General features: G+C 62.0%; 16 protein-coding genes and 2 pseudogenes. 11 read left to right on the top strand and 7 right to left on the bottom strand.

What is annotated here, in order from left to right; genetic code table 11:
* Positions 1–112: 112 nt before the first annotated feature.
* From GHK62_RS25030 to GHK62_RS25000, 7 genes are all read left to right on the top strand, one after another.
* A complete protein-coding gene (locus tag GHK62_RS25030) occupies positions 113–358 on the top strand; it encodes a type II toxin-antitoxin system VapB family antitoxin (RefSeq protein ID WP_153441732.1) in 246 nt (81 codons plus the stop codon).
* Entirely contained in the window at positions 358–795 is a 438-nt protein-coding gene (locus GHK62_RS25025; RefSeq protein ID WP_153441731.1) for a type II toxin-antitoxin system VapC family toxin, read from the top strand. Before GHK62_RS25030 ends, GHK62_RS25025 begins: the two co-directional genes overlap by 1 nt.
* A gap of 132 nt (positions 796–927) precedes the next feature.
* The gene (locus GHK62_RS25020; protein WP_153441730.1) at positions 928–2,199 is read left to right on the top strand and encodes an ABC transporter substrate-binding protein; all 1,272 of its coding nucleotides are present in this window, start codon (positions 928–930) and stop codon (positions 2,197–2,199) included.
* Between the two features lie 93 nt (positions 2,200–2,292).
* Entirely contained in the window at positions 2,293–3,192 is a 900-nt protein-coding gene (locus GHK62_RS25015; protein WP_153441729.1) for a carbohydrate ABC transporter permease, read from the top strand.
* On the top strand, positions 3,189–4,010 hold the full coding sequence (locus tag GHK62_RS25010) for a carbohydrate ABC transporter permease (protein ID WP_153441728.1): 822 nt from the start codon (positions 3,189–3,191) through the stop codon (positions 4,008–4,010). The genes GHK62_RS25015 and GHK62_RS25010 overlap by 4 nt, the downstream gene beginning before the upstream one ends.
* An 8-nt stretch (positions 4,011–4,018) precedes the next feature.
* Positions 4,019–6,277: a glycoside hydrolase family 2 protein gene (locus tag GHK62_RS25005; RefSeq protein WP_153441727.1), complete on the top strand. Its 2,259-nt coding sequence runs from the start codon at positions 4,019–4,021 to the stop codon at positions 6,275–6,277.
* Positions 6,274–7,350 (top strand): ABC transporter ATP-binding protein, encoded by a 1,077-nt coding sequence (locus tag GHK62_RS25000; RefSeq protein WP_153441726.1) that lies wholly within the window; start codon positions 6,274–6,276, stop codon positions 7,348–7,350. The genes GHK62_RS25005 and GHK62_RS25000 overlap by 4 nt, the downstream gene beginning before the upstream one ends.
* Before the next feature lie 43 nt (positions 7,351–7,393).
* Here GHK62_RS25000 and GHK62_RS24995 read toward each other — a convergent pair whose 3' ends face one another.
* From GHK62_RS24995 to GHK62_RS24970, 6 genes are all read right to left on the bottom strand, one after another.
* Entirely contained in the window at positions 7,394–8,035 is a 642-nt protein-coding gene (locus GHK62_RS24995; protein WP_153441725.1) for a dihydroxyacetone kinase family protein, read from the bottom strand.
* Between the two features lie 16 nt (positions 8,036–8,051).
* Entirely contained in the window at positions 8,052–9,047 is a 996-nt protein-coding gene (locus tag GHK62_RS24990; protein WP_153441724.1) for a dihydroxyacetone kinase subunit DhaK, read from the bottom strand.
* A 22-nt stretch (positions 9,048–9,069) separates the two neighbouring features.
* A complete protein-coding gene (locus tag GHK62_RS24985; protein WP_153441723.1) occupies positions 9,070–10,104 on the bottom strand; it encodes an ABC transporter permease in 1,035 nt (344 codons plus the stop codon).
* Positions 10,101–11,654, bottom strand: a complete 1,554-nt coding sequence (locus GHK62_RS24980; RefSeq protein WP_184108607.1) for a sugar ABC transporter ATP-binding protein — start codon at positions 11,652–11,654, stop codon at positions 10,101–10,103. The genes GHK62_RS24985 and GHK62_RS24980 overlap by 4 nt, the downstream gene beginning before the upstream one ends.
* A gap of 95 nt (positions 11,655–11,749) precedes the next feature.
* Complete coding sequence (locus GHK62_RS24975) at positions 11,750–12,760, bottom strand: substrate-binding domain-containing protein (RefSeq protein WP_153441722.1); 1,011 nt, start codon at positions 12,758–12,760, stop codon at positions 11,750–11,752.
* A gap of 24 nt (positions 12,761–12,784) precedes the next feature.
* Positions 12,785–13,816, bottom strand: a complete 1,032-nt coding sequence (locus GHK62_RS24970; protein WP_153441721.1) for an ABC transporter permease — start codon at positions 13,814–13,816, stop codon at positions 12,785–12,787.
* Positions 13,817–14,018: 202 nt separating this feature from the next.
* Between GHK62_RS24970 and GHK62_RS24965 the strand changes: the two genes are divergently transcribed.
* Genes GHK62_RS24965 through GHK62_RS24955 form a run of 3 tightly spaced genes read left to right on the top strand, consistent with a single transcriptional unit; the run spans position 14,019 to position 16,921 of the window.
* Positions 14,019–15,110, top strand: coding sequence for a LacI family DNA-binding transcriptional regulator (locus GHK62_RS24965; protein WP_153441720.1), 1,092 nt, complete (start codon positions 14,019–14,021; stop codon positions 15,108–15,110).
* Positions 15,111–15,153: 43 nt separating this feature from the next.
* Entirely contained in the window at positions 15,154–15,813 is a 660-nt protein-coding gene (locus GHK62_RS24960; RefSeq protein WP_153441719.1) for an aspartate/glutamate racemase family protein, read from the top strand.
* Between the two features lie 46 nt (positions 15,814–15,859).
* Complete coding sequence (locus GHK62_RS24955; RefSeq protein WP_153441718.1) at positions 15,860–16,921, top strand: aldo/keto reductase; 1,062 nt, start codon at positions 15,860–15,862, stop codon at positions 16,919–16,921.
* A 32-nt stretch (positions 16,922–16,953) separates the two neighbouring features.
* On the opposite strand, the pseudogene GHK62_RS24950 reads toward GHK62_RS24955, so the two are convergent.
* Positions 16,954–17,592: pseudogene (locus GHK62_RS24950) on the bottom strand (aldehyde dehydrogenase family protein); the annotation flags it as partial.
* On the opposite strand from GHK62_RS24950, the pseudogene GHK62_RS34510 reads away from it, so the two are divergent.
* Positions 17,593–17,840, top strand: a pseudogene (locus tag GHK62_RS34510) (aldehyde dehydrogenase family protein); the annotation flags it as partial.
* Positions 17,841–17,858: the final 18 nt, after the last annotated feature.

The following is a 17,858-nucleotide window of genomic DNA, read 5'->3' as shown; positions in this document are numbered from 1 at the left end:
ACTGGCTCCTCTGGCCGCACATTGTCGCCCTTGAGTGGTCCGGCTTGCATCGGCGTATATTCCGCTTACAATATCCGTATATTCCCAATGAGATATACGCCGGAGAATGCCGATGTCCCTCTATATTCGCGACGATACCGTTGACGAGCTTGCAAAGCAGGTCCAGCAGGCAACCAAGGCCCCCAACAAGACCGAGGCGGTGCGCAGAGCGCTGCTCAACGAATTGGAGCGGGCCCGGAAAGCCATCCCGTTGAAGGACCGGATCAAAATACTTCAGGATGGGGTCCGCGCCATGGGCGAGGACGATCGGAATTTCGACATGAAGAAGTTCACTGACGAGCAGTGGGGCGGCATCTGATGTTCCTGGATGCCTCCGCAATAGTCGCGATCCTCGGTGACGAGGAAGATGCGGATACCCTGATCTCCAAGATCGAGCATTCGAACAAGCCAATCTACTATTCGTCGCTTTCCATATACGAGGCGGTCATTAGCCTCGCCCGCAAGAAACGGGACGGCGCCATTGGAATCCAAGCGCCAATTCCGCCCGACCTGATCGATCTTGCGCAGCGGCACGTTGACGCGTTCATAGAGACAATAGGCGCGAAAGAGATTGTCATCGATGGTGCAATGCATCGCACCGCGATCGAAGCCTGCCGGATCTATGGCAGCGTGGTCGCCCATCCCGCAAGGCTCAATTTTGGAGATTGCTTTTCCTACGCGTGCGCGAGGGTGCACGACCTTCCGCTTCTCTTCAAAGGAGATGATTTTTCACAGACCGATATTGAGCCCGCGTGAGCTCACTTGGCCCGGCCACGGACGTCGAAAGTAAAAATTTACTGAAAATATTGCGTCCTTCCAAATTTTGAGAAATACTCCGCCACCGAGACAGGGAGGACTGTCTCGGGGAACGAACTTTGGGAGGAAGCAATGGATAATTTGGCGCGTGCTTTGCCGCGTATCGCCGGCTTTGCGCTGGCGAGCGTGAGCTTTCTGGCGGTGACCGCCGCCGAGGCGAAGGAAATCACCATCTGGTGCTGGGATCCGAACTTCAACGTCGCGATCATGAAGGAGGCCGGCGCCCGCTACACGAAGACTCATCCGGACGTAACCTTCAACGTCGTCGATTTCGCCAAGACCGACGTCGAGCAGAAGCTTCAGACGGGTCTTGCCTCCGGCACCGCCGATGCGCTGCCCGACATTGTCCTCATCGAGGACTACGGCGCGCAGAAATATCTCCAATCCTTCCCCGGCGCCTTCGCGCCTCTCTCCGGCACGGTCGATTATTCCGGCTTCGCTCCCTACAAGGTCGAGGTGATGACTGTTGACGGCCAGGTCTATGGCATGCCGTTCGATTCCGGCGTCACCGGCCTTTATTACCGCAAGGATTATCTCGAACAGGCCGGAATCAAGCCGGAAGACATGCAGAACCTCACCTGGGATCGCTTCATCGAGATCGGCCAGCAGGTCGAGGAAAAGACGGGCAAGAAGATGATGGGGCTTGACCCCAATGATGCCGGTCTCGTCCGCATCATCATGCAGTCGGCGGGACAGTGGTATTTCGACAAGGATGGCAAGGCCAATGTCACCGGCAATCCCGCGCTGAAGGCTGCCCTCGAAACTGTCGGCAAGATCATGTCGGCCAATATCTACAAGCCGGCGGCCGGCTGGTCCGACTGGGTCGGAACCTTCACCTCCGGCGATGTCGCCGCGGTCGTCACCGGCGTCTGGATCACCGGCACCGTCAAGGCGCAGCCGGATCAGGCGGGCAAATGGGGAGTCGCGCCCATTCCGAAGCTTTCGATCGACGGCGCCACGCAAGCCTCGAACCTCGGCGGGTCGAGCTGGTATGTGCTTGAAAGCTCGGCCGAGAAGGCCGAGGCGATCGATTTCCTCAACGAGATCTACGGCAAGGACATCGATTTCTACCAGAAGATCCTGCAGGACCGCGGCGCCGTCGGCTCGCTGCTCGCCGCGCGCGGCGGAGCGGCTTACGAGCAGGCCGATCCCTTCTTCGGCGGCGAGAAGGTCTGGCAGAACTTCTCCGACTGGCTCGCCAAGGTGCCGTCGGTGAATTACGGCATCTTCACCAACGAGGCGGATACCGCCGTCACCGCGCAGCTACCGGCGCTGACGCAGGGAACGCCGGTCGACGACGTCCTCAAGGCGATCGATGCCGAGGTCAGCGCGCAGATCCAGTGACCGGATGACGAAGGCGGGCGGGTGACCGCCCGCCATCCGGCCGCGCCTCGACGTGCGGCCGACAGGTTTCCGTTCCTTCCCATGAGGATGACGATGGTTCACGCGCGCCGCGGCAGCATCGGCCGCTACTACGACGTCAATGGCTGGCTTTTCGTTGCCCCGGTGCTCGGGCTGATCGGCCTTTTCATGATCTACCCGATCGTCTGGTCGCTCTGGATGTCCTTCCAGTCCGGCCGCGGCATGATGATGAAGTTCGCCGGCTTCGCGAACATCGTCCGCCTCTGGAATGATCCGGTTTTCATCAAGGCGCTCACCAACACGATGACCTATTTCGTCGTCCAGGTGCCGATCATGATCGTTCTGGCGCTTATCCTGGCGTCGATCCTCAACAATCCACGGATCTTCGGGCGCGGGCTGTTCCGCACGGCGATCTTCCTGCCCTGCGTCACCTCGCTGGTCGCCTATTCGGTGCTGTTCAAGGGCATGTTTGCCCCCGACGGCGTGGTCAATTCGACGCTCGCAGCGCTCGGGGTGATTTCCTCGCCGATTCCGTGGCTGACCCATCCCTTCTGGGCGAAGGTGCTCGTCATCATCGCCATCACCTGGCGCTGGACCGGCTACAACATGATCTTCTATCTCGCCGCCCTGCAAAATATCGACAGGTCGATCTACGAGGTGGCCCGCATCGACGGCGTCCCCGCCTGGGCACGCTTCACCCACATCACCATCCCGCTTTTAAAACCGGTCATCCTCTTCACCACGGTGATCTCGACGATCGGCACGCTGCAGCTCTTCGACGAAGTCTACAATCTCACCGAAGGCCGGGGCGGACCGTCCAATGCGACGCTGACGCTGTCGCTCTACATCTACAATCTCACCTTCCGCTTCATGCCGAATTTCGGCTATGCGGCGACGGTCTCCTACGTCATCGTCGTGCTGGTCGCGCTTCTCGCCTTCTTTCAATTCTTTGCAGCCCGGGAGCGCGACAAATGACGAACGGCATCGGACGCGCCGCCGGCGCACTTCTCACCTACGGTTTCCTGGGGCTGATGGCCTTCCTCTCCGTCTTCCCATTCTTCTGGATGATCCTCGGCGCCACCAATTCGTCGATCGATATCATCAAGGGAAGGGTGCTGCCGGGTGCTGCCCTCGCAACCAATGTCAGCACCTTCTTCACCCAGGTGAACGCCCCGCTCGTCTTCTGGAATTCCGCAAAGATCGCAATCCTCTCGACCGTGCTGACGCTCGCCGTCTCGTCGCTCGCCGGCTACGGTTTCGAGATATTCCGCTCGCACCACCGCGAGCGTCTCTATCGCGCCATGCTCCTGACGCTGATGATCCCGTTCGCGGCGCTGATGATCCCGCTCTTCATCATGATGGGCAAGGCCGGGCTCATCAACACGCACATCGCGGTCGTGCTGCCAACGATCGGCTCGGCTTTCGTCGTCTTCTATTTCCGCCAGTGCACGAAGGCGTTTCCGTCGGAATTGCGCGACGCCGCGAAGGTGGATGGCCTGAAAGAATGGCAGATCTTCCTCTTTATCTACGTACCGGTGATGCGCTCAACTTATGCGGCGGCCTTCATCATCGTCTTCATGACGGCCTGGAACAACTATCTCTGGCCGCTGATCGTGCTGCAGTCGAACGAGACGAAGACGATCACGCTGGTCATCTCCTCGCTCGCCTCCGCCTATTACCCCGATTACGGCGTCGTCATGGTCGGAACCGTTCTCGCAACACTTCCGACCCTTGCCGTGTTCTTCTTCATGCAACGTCAGTTCGTCCAGGGCATGCTGGGCTCAGTCAAATAGGAATGATGATGCGCTCTGTTACTTCGTTCAACGATTCATGGATCTTTTCCGAGGGCTTCACGGCTGCCGAAGCCGGCAAACCATTGGCCGGGAGGACCGTCAGCCTGCCGCACAATGCCGTCGAGCTGCCGTTCAACTATTTCGACGAGACGTCCTACCAACGCGCCTTCACCTATCAGAAGGTGCTGCCCTGGCGCGCGGAATTTGCCGAGCGCGAAGTCTCGCTCGTCTTCGATGCGGCGATGGCGGATGCCGTCGTCTACCTCAACGGCGAGGAGATCATCGCCCACAAGGACGGCTACACGCCGTTCGAGGTGCGGCTGACGGGCAAGCTACGCCAAGACGACAACCTGATCACGGTCAAGATCGACGGCAGCGAGAATCCGGAGATCCCGCCGTTCGGCGGCCGGATTGACTATCTCACCTATGCCGGCATCTATCGTGACGTCTGGCTGAAGATCACCGACGCGGTCTCGATCGCCAATATCAAGATTGAGACACATGATGTTCTTGCCGAGACGAAGTCGGTCACCGTCCGCTGCGATCTCGCCAATCCGCAGGGTCTTACCTTCTCCGGAACGGTAACGGCGCTCTTGAGGGACGCGGAGGGCGAACTGCTCGCTGAGGCGGTCGGCGAGACCCGCGGAGAAAGCGTCACGCTCGAAATGAGCGGCCTCACTGGCCTCTCGCTCTGGGATATCGACAATCCGGTGCTTTACCAGGTCGAAGTTCAGCTCAGGACCGATCACGGCCGTGATCTTCTCTCCTCGCATTTCGGCTTCCGCACGGCGGAGTTCACGACGGAAGGCTTCCGCCTCAACGGCCGGCCGCTCAAGATCCGCGGCCTCAACCGTCACCAGTCCTTCCCCTATGTCGGCTATGCCATGGGCCGGAGCGCCCAGGAGCGCGACGCGGAGATCCTCAAACACACGCTCCACTGCAACCTCGTGCGCACCTCGCATTATCCGCAGTCGAAGTGGTTCCTGGACCATTGCGACCGGCTCGGCCTGCTCGTCTTCGAGGAAATTCCGGGCTGGCAGCACATCGGCGGCGAGGCGTGGAAACAGGAGGCGATCCAGAACGTCCGCCGCATGATCGAGCGCGACTGGAACCATCCATCGATCGTCATCTGGGGCGTACGCATCAACGAGTCACAGGATTCGCACGACTTCTACGTCGAGACCAACCGGCTCGCCCGCGAACTCGACCCGACCCGGCAGACCGGCGGTGTGCGCTACATCACCGACAGCGAGTTCTTGGAAGACGTCTACACGATGAACGACTTCATCCTCGGCAACGAGGAACTGCCGGGCTCGAACCGGCCACGCACGGCGCTCCGGCCGCAACAGGAATGCACCGGCCTCGATCGCAAGGTGCCCTATCTCATCACCGAGTTCGGCGGCCACATGTTCCCGACGAAAATCTACGATCAGGAGCAGCGGCAGGCCGAGCATGTGCGCCGGCACCTCGAAGTGCTGAACGCCGCTTATAGCGACCCAAGTATTTCCGGCGCGATCGGCTGGTGCATGTTCGACTACAACACCCACAAGGATTTCGGCTCCGGCGACCGGATCTGCTATCACGGCGTCCTGGACATGTTCCGCGAGCCCAAATTCGCGGCTTACGTTTATGCCAGCCAGTGCGATCCGTCGGAGCAAGTGGTGATGAAGCCGGTCACCTTCTGGGCGCGCGGCGAGCGCAACATCGGCGGCGTGCTGCCCCTGATCGTGCTCACCAATTGCGACGAGATCGAACTGAGATACGGCTCGCTGACAAAACGCATCGGACCCGACCGCCACAACTTCCCGCATCTGCCGCATGCCCCGGTCGTCATCGACCATCGCCACTTCACCAAGGACGAGCTCGGCGTCTGGGGCATGAAGTGGGAGGATGCAACCTTTATCGGCTTCATCGCCGGCAAGCCGGTGATCACTCTGCACATGGTCGCCGATCCCGTTCCGACGACCTTGGAGATCGCGGCCGACAGCAGGACGCTCCATGCCGAGGGGCGCGACAGCGTGCGGGTGATCGTCCGCGCGCTGGATCAGGTCGGCAACATCCTGCCCTTCCTGAACGACGCGGTAGACGTCACGGTTGAAGGGCCGGCGCGGCTCACCGGCCCGAGCCGGATTGTCTTCCAGGGTGGCTCGGCCGGCTTCTGGCTGGAATCGACGGGGGAAACGGGCGACGTCGTCGTCACCGTCACTTCGCCGCGGCTCGGCTCGGCGAAGGTGGAGCTCTCCGTCGAAGGAGCAGCGAGCGCATGAGCGACCTGCAACTCAGCGGCATCTGCAAATCCTATGGCAGTCTGGAGGTCATCAAGGGCGTCGATCTCGACATAAAATCCGGCGAGTTCGTCGTCTTCGTCGGTCCATCCGGCTGCGGCAAGTCGACCCTCTTGCGGATGATCGCCGGACTCGAGGAGATCACCTCCGGCGATCTTACGATCGACGGCGAGCGGATGAACGATGTCGATCCGTCGAAGCGCGGCATCGCCATGGTCTTCCAGTCCTATGCGCTCTACCCGCATATGACCGTGCGGGAGAACATGGGCTTTGCCCTGCGCTTCGCCGGCGTCGCCAAGGCGGAAATCGAACGCCGCGTTGGCGAGGCTGCTAAAATCCTCGAACTGGACCCCTTGCTCGACCGGAAGCCGAAGCAACTTTCCGGCGGGCAGCGCCAGCGCGTGGCGATCGGCCGGGCGATCGTGAGGCACCCAAAAATCTTCCTTTTCGACGAACCGTTGTCCAATCTCGACGCGGAGCTGCGCGTGCACATGCGCATCGAGATCGCGCGGCTCCACAAGACGCTCGCCACCACGATCGTCTACGTTACCCACGATCAGGTCGAAGCGATGACGCTTGCCGACAAGATCGTGGTCATGCGCGGCGGCGTGGTCGAGCAGGTCGGCTCGCCGCTCGAACTTTACGACGATCCGGCCAATCTTTTCGTCGCCGGCTTTATCGGTTCGCCGAAGATGAATTTCCTCAAGGGTGTGGCAGAGCGTGGCGACGGCGGAGAGCTCTGTGTGCGCCTGCCGGACTACCGAGACGCAAAGATCCCGGTGCAACTCGATGCGGCGGCGCCGGGAACCCCGGTAACCGTCGGTATCCGCCCGGAGCACTTCAAGGAAAGCGGGGCCGCGGCCCTCGATCTCACGATCGACATGCTCGAACATCTCGGCGGCGAAACCTTCGCCTATGCCCGCCACGGCAAGGGCGATCTCGTCGTCATCGAAACGAAAAACGGCCGCGGACTGAAGTCGGGCGACCGCATCGCCGCCCGCTTCGACCCCGCCTCCGCGCTCGTTTTCGATGTCAATGGCAGGCGCCTGCGGTAGCGCGGCGCTGTAGAGGCAGCGGCCGCGTCACGTAATCGAGGAGTTATGCTTTCGCAACAAACTCCGCCATGCGCCTGATCAGGAAATAGCCAACGGTTGCACCTGCATCCTGCAGGCCGATGGTCTTCTCCTGAAAGGCAGCCGCCTTGCCGTGTTGCGCGAGCATGGACTTGGTTGCCTCAAGCGCCTGCTCTGCCGCGGCCGAGGTCGCAGCCAGCGCCTCGGCGAGCGACGCGCCGCTTTCGGCCTGCGCCTCGAGCGTCACGACAATCGGGTCCAGCACGTCGAGCAGCGTTTTATCGCCGAGCTTGGCCTTGCCTCGCTCCGCAACGCCGTCGCGGAACGCCCGCCAGAAACCGGCGACCTCGGCCGTCCCCAACGCGTCCGCGCCTTCGGTCGCTTTGCTCGCGCGCAGGAAACCGGTCGCAGTCAGTGTTCCCATTGTGGAGGGCGCGGTGCGGGCCATCGTCGCCCCGGCTGTGCGCAACAGCTTGGAAATTCCCGCCGCCTCGCCCTCGGCCGCAACCGTCTCGGCGGCGGCGGCGAACGACTTGCTCATGGTGATGCCGAGGTCGCTGTCGCCCACCTTGCCATCGAGCGAGATGAGGAAGTCACGCTGTTCTGCGAAAAGCGCCTTCCAGGTTTCGAAAAGCCGAATCAGGTCGGAAGCCTTTATCGCGTCCATTTTTGTGACCTCAGGATCAAACGTGCTTGAAGAACGGGGTGTTGGCGGGCGCCGCGACGAGGCGGTCGAGCTCTTCGTCGAGATGCAGCACCGAAACCGAGGCGCCCGCCATCTCCATGGACGTGGCAAACTCGCCGACCCAGACATGCTTTGGCTTGACCCCACGCTCGCCGAGAAGCTGTGAAACGCGGCGGAACAGGATATAGAGTTCCTCCATCGGCGTGCCGCCGAGGCCGTTGACAAGTACGGCGACGTCGTCGCCCCGCTTGTAGTCCTGTTCGGCGAATATGCGCTCCATCATCTCGTCGATGACGCGGTCGGCGGGCGCCAGCTTCTTGCGGCTGATACCGGGCTCGCCATGGATGCCCATGCCGATTTCCATCTCGTCCTCGCCGATCGAGAAGGTGGCATGCCCGATCTCCGGCACGACGCAGCTCGAAAGCGCAACGCCCATGGTCCGGGTCCGCGACCGCGCCTTGTCGGCAATTCGGGTGACCTCTTCGAGCGACAGGCCTTCGGCCGCGGCCGCGCCGGCCGCCTTGTAGACCAAGAAGATGCCGGCGACGCCGCGGCGCTTGTGCTCCTCGCCAACGACCGAAGAGGCCACGTCGTCATTGCCGACCACCTGCTTCACCTGAATGCCGTCGAGATCGGCAAGCTCGGCGGCCATGTCGAAATTGATGATGTCGCCGCTGTAATTGCCGTAGATGTAAAGCACGCCGGCGCCCTGGTCGATGTGCTTGGTGACCTGGTACATCTGTTCGGCGCTCGGCGACTGGAAGACGCCGCCGACCGCAGCACCATCGAGCATGCCATCGCCCACATAGCCGAGGAAGAGCGGAAGATGGCCGGAGCCGCCGCCGGTCGCGATCCCGACCTTGCCGGCCTTCGGCTTCGCCGTCACCATGCAGCGCTTGTCATCGGCGACATAGGTCAGCTCCTTGTGCGCGCCGTAGATGCCCTCCAGCATCTCGTCGACGAAATTGACCGGGTCGTTCAGAAACTTCTTCATGGATTCCTCTCTGGGTAGGGGCTTATTTCTTGCGCTGGCGGGTGACGAAGAAGGCCGCGGCGAGCAGGATAAAAATGCCCACGACGAGCCGCTGCCACGTGCTCGGAATTCCAACCATCACGAGCACGCTGTTGATGACGACGATCAGAAGCACGCCGAGAAGCGTGCCGAGCACGGTGCCCGTGCCGCCGGTGATCCGCGCACCGCCAAGGACTACAGCTGCGATAACATTGATTTCGGTGCCAACCAGATCGAACGGATTGGCCTGCCGGTTGGCACAGACATGGACGATGCCCGCGAGCCCCGCCAGCGCTCCGGCATAACCGAACAGGAAGATCTGGACGGTGCGCAGGTTGTAGCCGAGACGGCTGGCGATGTTGGCGTTTCCGCCGACGGCGAAGATCGCGCGTCCCATCAGCGTCCGGTTCAGGATCCACCACGTTAACAAGGCCGCAATCGGAAGGACCAGGAAGTAGAGGGGGAGCGTGACCACTGCGCCATTCGCGGATTCGAACTGGAAGAGCGGCATGCGACCGAACGCGCCCATCTGCGGCGGCAGCGACATGATCCATACCGTGCCGATGAAGGAGAGCAGGAAACCGCGAAAGAGATATTGCGTGCCGATCGTCACGATCAGCGATGGCACCTTCAGATGGTGCACCAGCAGGCCGTTGATCACACCGAGAAGCGTGCCCCCCAGGATTGCGACGAGCAGGATGACGACGATCGGCGTAGCGGGAAAGTGGTTCAGCACCAGCACCGTCAGCGAGTACATGGTGAAGGCTGCGATGGCTGTGAACGATACGTCGATGCCGCCTGCCGCCAGGATGATGAAGACGCCGAGGGCGAAGAGACCCATCACCACGCTTGCGCGGCCGATGTCGATCAGCGTCGAAGGCTGAAGGAAAGCGGGATTGATTGCCGCAACGATCACGCAGATCGCTACCAGAAGCGCAAAGGTGATCGATTCCGGCCGCCTGCGGATCAGGTCTCCCAGGCTGAAGGACCGGGTCTCAGAGGCGCTCTCCTGAAGCTCCTCGATCCGTGAAGCACTCATTGAACGGTCTCCATCTTCGAAGTCAGCATTGCCCTGTAGAGCTGGTCCTCGCTCGCCTGCTCCGCGTCGAACTCGGCAACGACGCGTCCGTTGTTCATGACCAGGATGCGGTCCGCGTTCTGGATGAGCTCCGGCAGGTCATCGCTGACGATGATCAGGCCCATGCCGGCTTCGGCGAGCGACTGGATGGCGCGATAGATCGTGTCCTTCGACCCGACATCGACGCCGACCGTCGGGCCATGGAGGACGAGCAGCTTCGGTGCGATGCTGAGCCAGCGGCCGATCAGGACGCGCTGCTGGTTGCCGCCGGAAAGCGCACCGACCGCAAGGTCGAGGTTTTTGGTGTTGAGGCGCATTTCCTCCGAAAGACGGGCAGCGATCGCGCGGCCCTCTTCCTTGTCGACAACGCCGAGCGCATTGCTGAGCCTTGTGATAATCAAGGCGATCTCGTTCTCGAAGATCGACTTGTCGAGAAACAGGCCTTCGGCGAGGCGATCCTCGGGGACATAGCCGATGCCATGCCGAATGGCATCGGCAGGACGGCGGATGGAGACGTCGCGTCCGTCAAGCATGATCGTGCCCGCCGCCGCCGATTCAACGCCGGCGATCGCCATGGCCAGTTCATTGCGGCCCGAGTCCGCCAGTCCTGTGATCCCGAGAATTTCGCCCTGCCGGACGGCGAAGCTGACCTCCTCGACGCCGGGGGCGGTCAGTCGGCTTACCTTCAGAAGCTCGGTGGCCGCGGATTTGCCCGTCCGGTAGCGCTCGGAGTCGATGACGCGTCCCGTCATCAGTTCGGCCAGCTGCTTTTTGCTGTAATCTTCGATCGGACCCTGCGCAACGCATTGGCCGTCGCGGAACACGATCGCATGGCCGCCGATGCGGTAGCACTCGTCGAGCTTGTGGGTGACAAACAGCACCGCGACGTTCTCGGAACGCAGCCGTTCGACGACGCGGATCAGGTTGTCGACCTCGCGCCGCGTGAGCGAGGTGGTCGGCTCGTCCATGATCACCAGCTTGGCGCGGGTGGCGATAGCGCGGGCGATCGCCACGAGCTGACGCGCTGCCAGCGGCAGATCGGAAACGGTGGTGTTGAGAAACGTGCGGTCCGTCGGCAAGCCGACGGTGGCAAGCGCCTTTTCGGCAGTCTGCCTGAGGCGCGAGCGGTCGAAAAGGCGCGCCAGGCGGCCATTGGCGCCGACGAGTTGCTCGTTCAGGGCCACATTCTCCGCGACGGTCAGGTTCGGCAGAAGCGAAAGATCCTGGTAGACGGTCTCGATCCCCGCGGCCAGCGACTGGATCGGCGTGAGAGCAGCGTAGGTCTGGCCGTCCAGCACGATCTCGCCCGCGCTCGGCTCAAGCGCCCCGGACATGATCTTGATGACGGTGCTCTTGCCGCAGCCGTTCTCGCCCAAGAGGTGATAGGCCTCGCCAAGCTGAAGCGTGAGGTCGATGCCGCGCAGGGCATGCACGCCGCCAAACCACTTCTGGATGTTCCGGAGTTCTAGAAACCGGCCTGAGCCTTGCTCGCTCGTTGCTCTTGCCAACACGTCGCGATCCTTCGTGAATTGCCAACGGCCGCGCCGGGCGCGGCGGTTAACGGCCGGGGAACCACTTGGAGCCCCCGGCCGGCTTGGGAGAGCGATTAGAAAAGGTGTTCCTTGTAGGTAGCCTTGTCGGCGAGAACCATGCCGTTGCCGACGATCAGCAAGCCCTCGCCCGCTCCCTTCTTCACGGTCACCTTGTTGTAACCCTCGACGCCGAGATCCATGCCGTTCGTGACTTCCTTCTTCTCGAGAAGAAGCTTGGCGACAGCGTTCATCGCCATGCCGGCCTTTTGCGGATCCCAGAAGCCGATGGCGGTGATCGCGCCGGACTCGAGCAGGTCAGCGGAAGGATTGGGCAGACCGGTACCGACCAGGCACACCTTGCCGGTCAGGCCGGCTTCGTCGATCGCGCGGCCGACCCCGAGCACGTCATTGCCCGCCGACGTCTGGAAGCCTTTGATATCCGGGTGCTTGCGCAGGATCTCCTTGGCCTTTTCATAGGTGCCGTTCGCATCGTCGAAGGACTCGTTGTTGGGATCGACGAGTTCCATGCCCGGATACTTCTTGGCGTTCTCCTCGCCGGCGCCAACCCACTGCATGTGGGTGCGGCTGCCGAGCGAACCGACGAAGGTGGTCCACTTGCCTTCCTTGCCCATGCACTCGGCCAAACGCTCGTTCAGCGCGGCGCCATAGTCGGAATTGTCGAACGCCTCGACATCCGCGTTGGTGTTCGTCTGGTTGTCGGCTTCATGAGTCACGACGACGATGCCGCGCTCCATCGCGCGCTTGAAGGTGCCTTCGAGGACGGCCGGATCCATCGGAACGACGGCAAGCGCATTGACGCCCTTGGCGACGAGGTCCTGGATGATCTGGAGCTGCTGGGCGGAATCGGCAGTGGCCGGGCCGCTCTGGCTGGCATCCACGTCCGGATTGGCCTCGGCGAAGGCATCGACGCCCGTGTTCATCCGGTCGAACCACGGAATGCCACTGATCTTCACGACGGTCGCGATGACCGGCTTTTCCTGCGCAACGAGGGCGCCTGCGGAACCGGCGAGCATCGCGGCGGCGACAGCCGTGCCGGCCAGCATCTTCTTCGAAAGTGACTTCATGTTTTCCTCCACGACAAGTTTCCCTCAATTATCTTGCTTCGGCGCGTGAGGGCGCGGCGCCAAAGAAACCGCTTGGCGATTGCCAGGGAACAGGAAGCCGGTCAGGTCATAGCGACCGACGGCAAGGAAGGTGAGCAGCAGCAGTCCCCAGGCGAAATCGCGCACGAAGTTGGACAAACCGCCGAAGTTCAGAAGGCTCGACATAAGCTGCAGCGCCACGGCGCTCAGCACCACGCAGATCACACGACCGTAGCCGCCTTCGGGCTTCACGCCGGCCATGACGGCGATCAGGATCGCGATCAACAGGTAGGAGCTGCCGTAGTCAAACTTAACGTTGACGTTGCGCGCGGCGATGATGACACCCGCCAGCCCCGAGAGTGTGCCGCTGATCGCATAGGTCGCTACCAGCACGCCGTTCTTCGGAAAGCCGGCATAGACTGCTGCCTTCGGGTTGGTACCCATCAGCATGAGCCAGAGCCCATAGGGCGTGAACTTCAAGGCGGCCGCGATCAACCCTGCTACGACGACGAAGATCAGGAAGCTGATCGGCACTTCCAGCAACATGTCGTTGCCGATGCTCGAAAGAAGTGCCGGGCTGCCGACCATCACGGCCTTGCCGCCGGAGACGACAACCGCGAGCCCCATGAACGCCATCTGCGTGCCGAGCGTGCAAAGGATCGGCGTGATGTTGAGTTTCGAGATCAGCAGCCCGTTGATCACGCCACCAAAAAGCCCAATCGACACCGCCCCGCCGACAAAGGCCAGGCTGAAAGCCAATTCGCTTTCCCCGCTCGACAGGAACGAGGACACAATCACCGCGGAGAGCACGCCGGAGAGGTTCGCAAGTGCAATGCCGGAGAGGTCGATGCCGCCATTGCCGGCGCACATGGCGAGCATGACGCCAATGGCCAGAAGGCCGATTTCCGGCAACTGGCTCGCCATCGACTGGAGATTGAACAGCGACAGGAAGGTGCCGCCCGATATGACAGCCCCAAGCACCAGCAGCAGGCAATTGATGGCAACGAGCATGACCAGCTGCCCACCAGTCTTTTGCATGGTCTCCTCCCATGTTTAGTAAACGACGGCTAGCTTTACTAAACTGGTTATCAAAGCCGATTACCTTCTGCAAGCTGATTTTCAACGAAATTCGGTTGCGGAGGCCCGAGTTTTGTCCTACGCCTCCAAATCAGGTGAGAGATCTGTTTACTAAACGCCTTCGCCTCTGCAGCACATAAACAGGGAATCCGGACAGGCGCGCATGAAGGAAAAGAAGACTCTGACGATCCGGGATATCGCCGACGCGGCGGGCGTTTCGCCTGCCACGGTTTCCCTCGTGCTGAATGGAAAGGGGGACATTTCCGGCGTCACGCGAGCGCGCGTGCTCGAGGCGGTCGCCAACCTGAACTACGTACCGCGCGCCACCAAAAGCAGCTCCGAGCCCGGGGAAACTTTACGGTTCCTGAAGATTGCGAAACACGGCCATACGGTTAATCGCGATCACAGCGTCTTCATCTCCGACTACATCGACGGCATGTCGGCGGAGGCCACGCGCCGGAACTACACGCTGGAGGTCGTCAGTTTCGAGGGCCAGCCGATCAGCTCCGTCGCGGAATCCTTGGCCGGAGCCCCGATCAGCGGCGTCATTGCGCTCGGCACCGAGTTGACCGAGGCCGACATACGCCTGATACAGGGCCTGGGGCTGCCGACGGTCTTCATCGATACCTTCTACGACGTGATCGACGCCAATTTCGTCGACATGAACAATGAGGACGCCGTTTACAAGGTGCTGTCGCGTTTCCAGCGGCAGGGTTTCAAGCGCATTGGCTTCGTGGCGAGCCATGTCGATACCACGAACTTCCGGCTGCGGCGGGACGCCTTCTTCAAGAACATGGCGCGCCTCGGCCTGAAGCCGCGCGAGGAGGATGTCATCTCCGTGGAGTCGACCTATGACGGCGCCTATGCCGATACGCGCGCGCTGCTACGCTCCGGTATCGAGCTCGCAGAATGCTATTTCTGCACCAACGACATCATCGCCTATGGCTTCATCCGAGCGCTCAAGGAGTTCGGCGTCCGCATTCCCGACGATGTCTCCGTCATCGGCTTCGACAATCTGCCGCAGAGCGCAACCATGGAACCGTCGTTGACAACCATCGAAGTTTCCAAGCGCAAGATCGGCTACCTGGCAGTGACCGTTCTGGACGACCTGATCAATGCTTCCGAGCCTCAACCGTCGGTGAAAATCCTGGTGGGCGCAGACCTTGTCGTGCGCGCCAGCGACTCGCGCGCAGAAACCCAGCCGACAGGCCGGCGGTCGGGCAAGACCGCGACCGCGAAGCTGCCTGCAGATTAAGACGCCAAGCTAGCTTTTCAGCCTGCCATGGGAGGAACTCGCGATGCCGTCGCTGGCCCTGATACACACGGTGCCCGATCTCGTGGCCAGGTTTCGGCCGCTTGTTACGCGGTCCCTACCCGACTGGACGAGCTACAACATCGTCGATGAGAGCCTGCTCGCCAACACTGTGCGTGAGGGCGTGCTTTCGCAGAAGACGATGCAGCGGCTCGGCAGTTACGTCTTCTCCGCTGCCGACGCCGGTGCGGACGCAATCGTCGTCACATGCTCGACGCTTGGCGGCGCGGTCGACCTTATTCAGTCGCTCTCGTCCGTGCCGCTCTTCCGCATCGACCAGGGGATGGCCGAGGCGGCGGTGGAACGCGCCCGGCGGATCGGCGTGCTGGCGACGCTGTCGACAACTCTCGCCCCGACAAGTGCGCTATTGCAGCACTGCGCCGACGCCGCCGGGAAGGACTGCACGGTCGTGCCGATGCTGTGCGACGGCGCCTTCGAGCGGCTCGCCGCCGGCGATCGCGAGGCGCACGACCAGCGGGTGATGGAGGGCTACCGGTCGCTGGTGGAATCCGTCGATCTTGTCGTGCTTGCCCAGGCATCGATGGCCGCGGCACTTGCCGACCGCGGCGATGAAACACCCGTACCGTTCCTGACCAGCCCGGAACTCGGCATGGCCCATATCGCCAGACAATTGAAATCGTTCTGAGGACGCGCGGCGTCCTCGCCCTTGCGTTCATTGATGGGAGTGAACAATGGAATACAGGACACTCGGCCGGTCCGGCCTCAAGGTCTCGGCCATCACCATGGGAACCTTCTCCTTCGGCGGCGTCGGCGCCTTCGCGAAGGTCGCAAACCAGGACGTGAAGGACGCCCGGCGGCTCATTGACGTCTGCATCGATGGCGGCGTGAACCTCTTCGACACCGCCAACATGTATTCACTCGGTCGCTCGGAGGAAATCCTTGGCGAGGCACTCGAGGGCAAACGAGACCGCGTGCTGATCTCCTCAAAGGCACGCATGCGGATCGGCGATGGTCCGAACGACGAGGGCGTTTCCCGCTATCACCTCATCCGCGAATGCGAGAAGAGCCTCAAGCGCCTCAGGACCGATCATATCGACGTCTACTTCATGCACGAATGGGATGGCCTGACGCCGGTCGAGGAGATGCTCTCCGCCCTCGATATGCTGATGCGGCAGGGCAAGATCCGATACATCGGCTGCTCCAACTATTCGGGCTGGCACATCATGAAAGCGCTCGGCGTCGCGGACTCGAAAAATCTGCCGCGCTTCGTCACGCAGCAGATCCATTACACGCTCGAGGCGCGCGAAGCGGAATACGAACTGTTGCCGATCTCCGTCGATCAAGGCCTCGGTGTGATGGTCTGGAGCCCGCTCGCCGCCGGCCTGCTCTCCGGCGCCTTCGGCCGCGACAAGACGCCGGCGGATTCGCGGCAGGCGGCCGGCTGGACGGAACCGCCGATCCGCGATCAGGAGCGCCTGTGGAACATCGTCGATGTCCTCGAGGAGATTGCCAGGGAGCGCGGCGGGAGCGTCGCGCAAGTCAATCTTGCTTGGACACTTTCCCGGCCGGGCATCGCAACCCTCGTCGTCGGCGGACTGAGTGAGCAGCAGTTCAAGGACAATATCGCCGCGGCCGATCTCAAGCTTTCGAAAGAAGAGCTGGAGCGGCTGAACCAGGTCAGCCGCCCGCCCCATATCTATCCCTATTGGCACCAGCACAATTTCGCCAAGGACCGCTTCTGCCCCGCCGACTGGGCCTTGCATTCGAGCTTCGAGGATCTCGGGCTGATCTGATCAACGCCTCGCAAGCGAGGGTGGTCCGTTCGTCATCCAAGACCGCCGATGCAAACGTACTTCGTGTCGAGATAGTCTTCGATGCCCTGATGCCCGCCTTCGCGACCGAGGCCGGACTCCTTGACGCCACCGAAGGGAGCCTCCGGCGTGGTGATGAGCCCCTCATTGACGCCCAACATGCCGTATTTCAGGCCTTCCGACACCCGGAACGCACGGGCGAGGTCGCTGGTGTAGAAATAGCAGGCGAGCCCGTATTCGGTATCGTTGGCGAGCGCGACGGCCTCTTCCTCCGTCTCGAAGCGGAAGACGGGGGCGACCGGGCCGAAGATCTCTTCCCTCATGAAGCGCATGTCGGTCGTCGCTTCCGAGATGACGGTCGGCCGGAAAAAGGTGCCGCCGAGTGCGTGCCGCCCGCCGCCGGCGACGATCTTTCCGCCCTTCGCAGTGGCATCCCCAATCAATTCCTCGACCTTCTCGACGGCCTTTTCGTCGATCAGCGGGCCCTGCTGCACGCCTTCCTCGAGACCGGATCCGACCTTCAGCTTGTCGCAGGCCTCAGCGAGCTTCTCCACGAAGCGATCGTAGACGCCGCTCTGCACGAAGAAACGGTTGATGCACACGCAGGTCTGCCCGGAGTTGCGATATTTTGCGATCATCGCGCCCTCGACGGCGATCGCCGCATTCTCGTGATGAAGGAGCCGGTGGGTGTGGTCGCGGCAATCACACCATGGACCTTTCCGTCGTCCATGCTGGCACGCACGATCGGCCCGGCAATCGCCGTGGGCTGCACCGCCGTGGTCAAACCGCCTCCCAGACGCCCTAGTCGGGCCTGGGGCGTTCTCTGCGAGGAAGTCGGATACAGCCCGGCGTGGTCAATGTCGTCACGGGCTCGGCGTCGGAGATCGGCGACGAACTCTGTCTTCGACGACAAGGGCGC

The organism is Sinorhizobium terangae, from assembly GCF_009601505.1.
GTDB lineage: Bacteria > Pseudomonadota > Alphaproteobacteria > Rhizobiales > Rhizobiaceae > Sinorhizobium > Sinorhizobium terangae.
This window is presented reverse-complemented; position numbering and strand designations above follow the sequence as displayed.

What these genes read in the sequence shown, in the direction of transcription:
- GHK62_RS25000 (WP_153441726.1), top strand. Translation starts at nt 6,274, where the DNA reads ATGAGCGACCTGCAACTCAGCGGCATCTGCAAATCCTATGGCAGTCTG.
- GHK62_RS25025 (WP_153441731.1), top strand. Translation starts at nt 358, where the DNA reads ATGTTCCTGGATGCCTCCGCAATAGTCGCGATCCTCGGTGACGAGGAA.
- GHK62_RS24985 (WP_153441723.1), bottom strand. Translation starts at nt 10,104, where the DNA reads ATGAGTGCTTCACGGATCGAGGAGCTTCAGGAGAGCGCCTCTGAGACC.
- GHK62_RS24975 (WP_153441722.1), bottom strand. Translation starts at nt 12,760, where the DNA reads ATGAAGTCACTTTCGAAGAAGATGCTGGCCGGCACGGCTGTCGCCGCC.
- GHK62_RS24965 (WP_153441720.1), top strand. Translation starts at nt 14,019, where the DNA reads ATGAAGGAAAAGAAGACTCTGACGATCCGGGATATCGCCGACGCGGCG.
- GHK62_RS25015 (WP_153441729.1), top strand. Translation starts at nt 2,293, where the DNA reads ATGGTTCACGCGCGCCGCGGCAGCATCGGCCGCTACTACGACGTCAAT.
- GHK62_RS24960 (WP_153441719.1), top strand. Translation starts at nt 15,154, where the DNA reads ATGCCGTCGCTGGCCCTGATACACACGGTGCCCGATCTCGTGGCCAGG.
- GHK62_RS25005 (WP_153441727.1), top strand. Translation starts at nt 4,019, where the DNA reads ATGCGCTCTGTTACTTCGTTCAACGATTCATGGATCTTTTCCGAGGGC.
- GHK62_RS25020 (WP_153441730.1), top strand. Translation starts at nt 928, where the DNA reads ATGGATAATTTGGCGCGTGCTTTGCCGCGTATCGCCGGCTTTGCGCTG.
- GHK62_RS25010 (WP_153441728.1), top strand. Translation starts at nt 3,189, where the DNA reads ATGACGAACGGCATCGGACGCGCCGCCGGCGCACTTCTCACCTACGGT.
- GHK62_RS24970 (WP_153441721.1), bottom strand. Translation starts at nt 13,816, where the DNA reads ATGCAAAAGACTGGTGGGCAGCTGGTCATGCTCGTTGCCATCAATTGC.
- GHK62_RS24995 (WP_153441725.1), bottom strand. Translation starts at nt 8,035, where the DNA reads ATGGACGCGATAAAGGCTTCCGACCTGATTCGGCTTTTCGAAACCTGG.
- GHK62_RS25030 (WP_153441732.1), top strand. Translation starts at nt 113, where the DNA reads ATGTCCCTCTATATTCGCGACGATACCGTTGACGAGCTTGCAAAGCAG.
- GHK62_RS24990 (WP_153441724.1), bottom strand. Translation starts at nt 9,047, where the DNA reads ATGAAGAAGTTTCTGAACGACCCGGTCAATTTCGTCGACGAGATGCTG.
- GHK62_RS24955 (WP_153441718.1), top strand. Translation starts at nt 15,860, where the DNA reads ATGGAATACAGGACACTCGGCCGGTCCGGCCTCAAGGTCTCGGCCATC.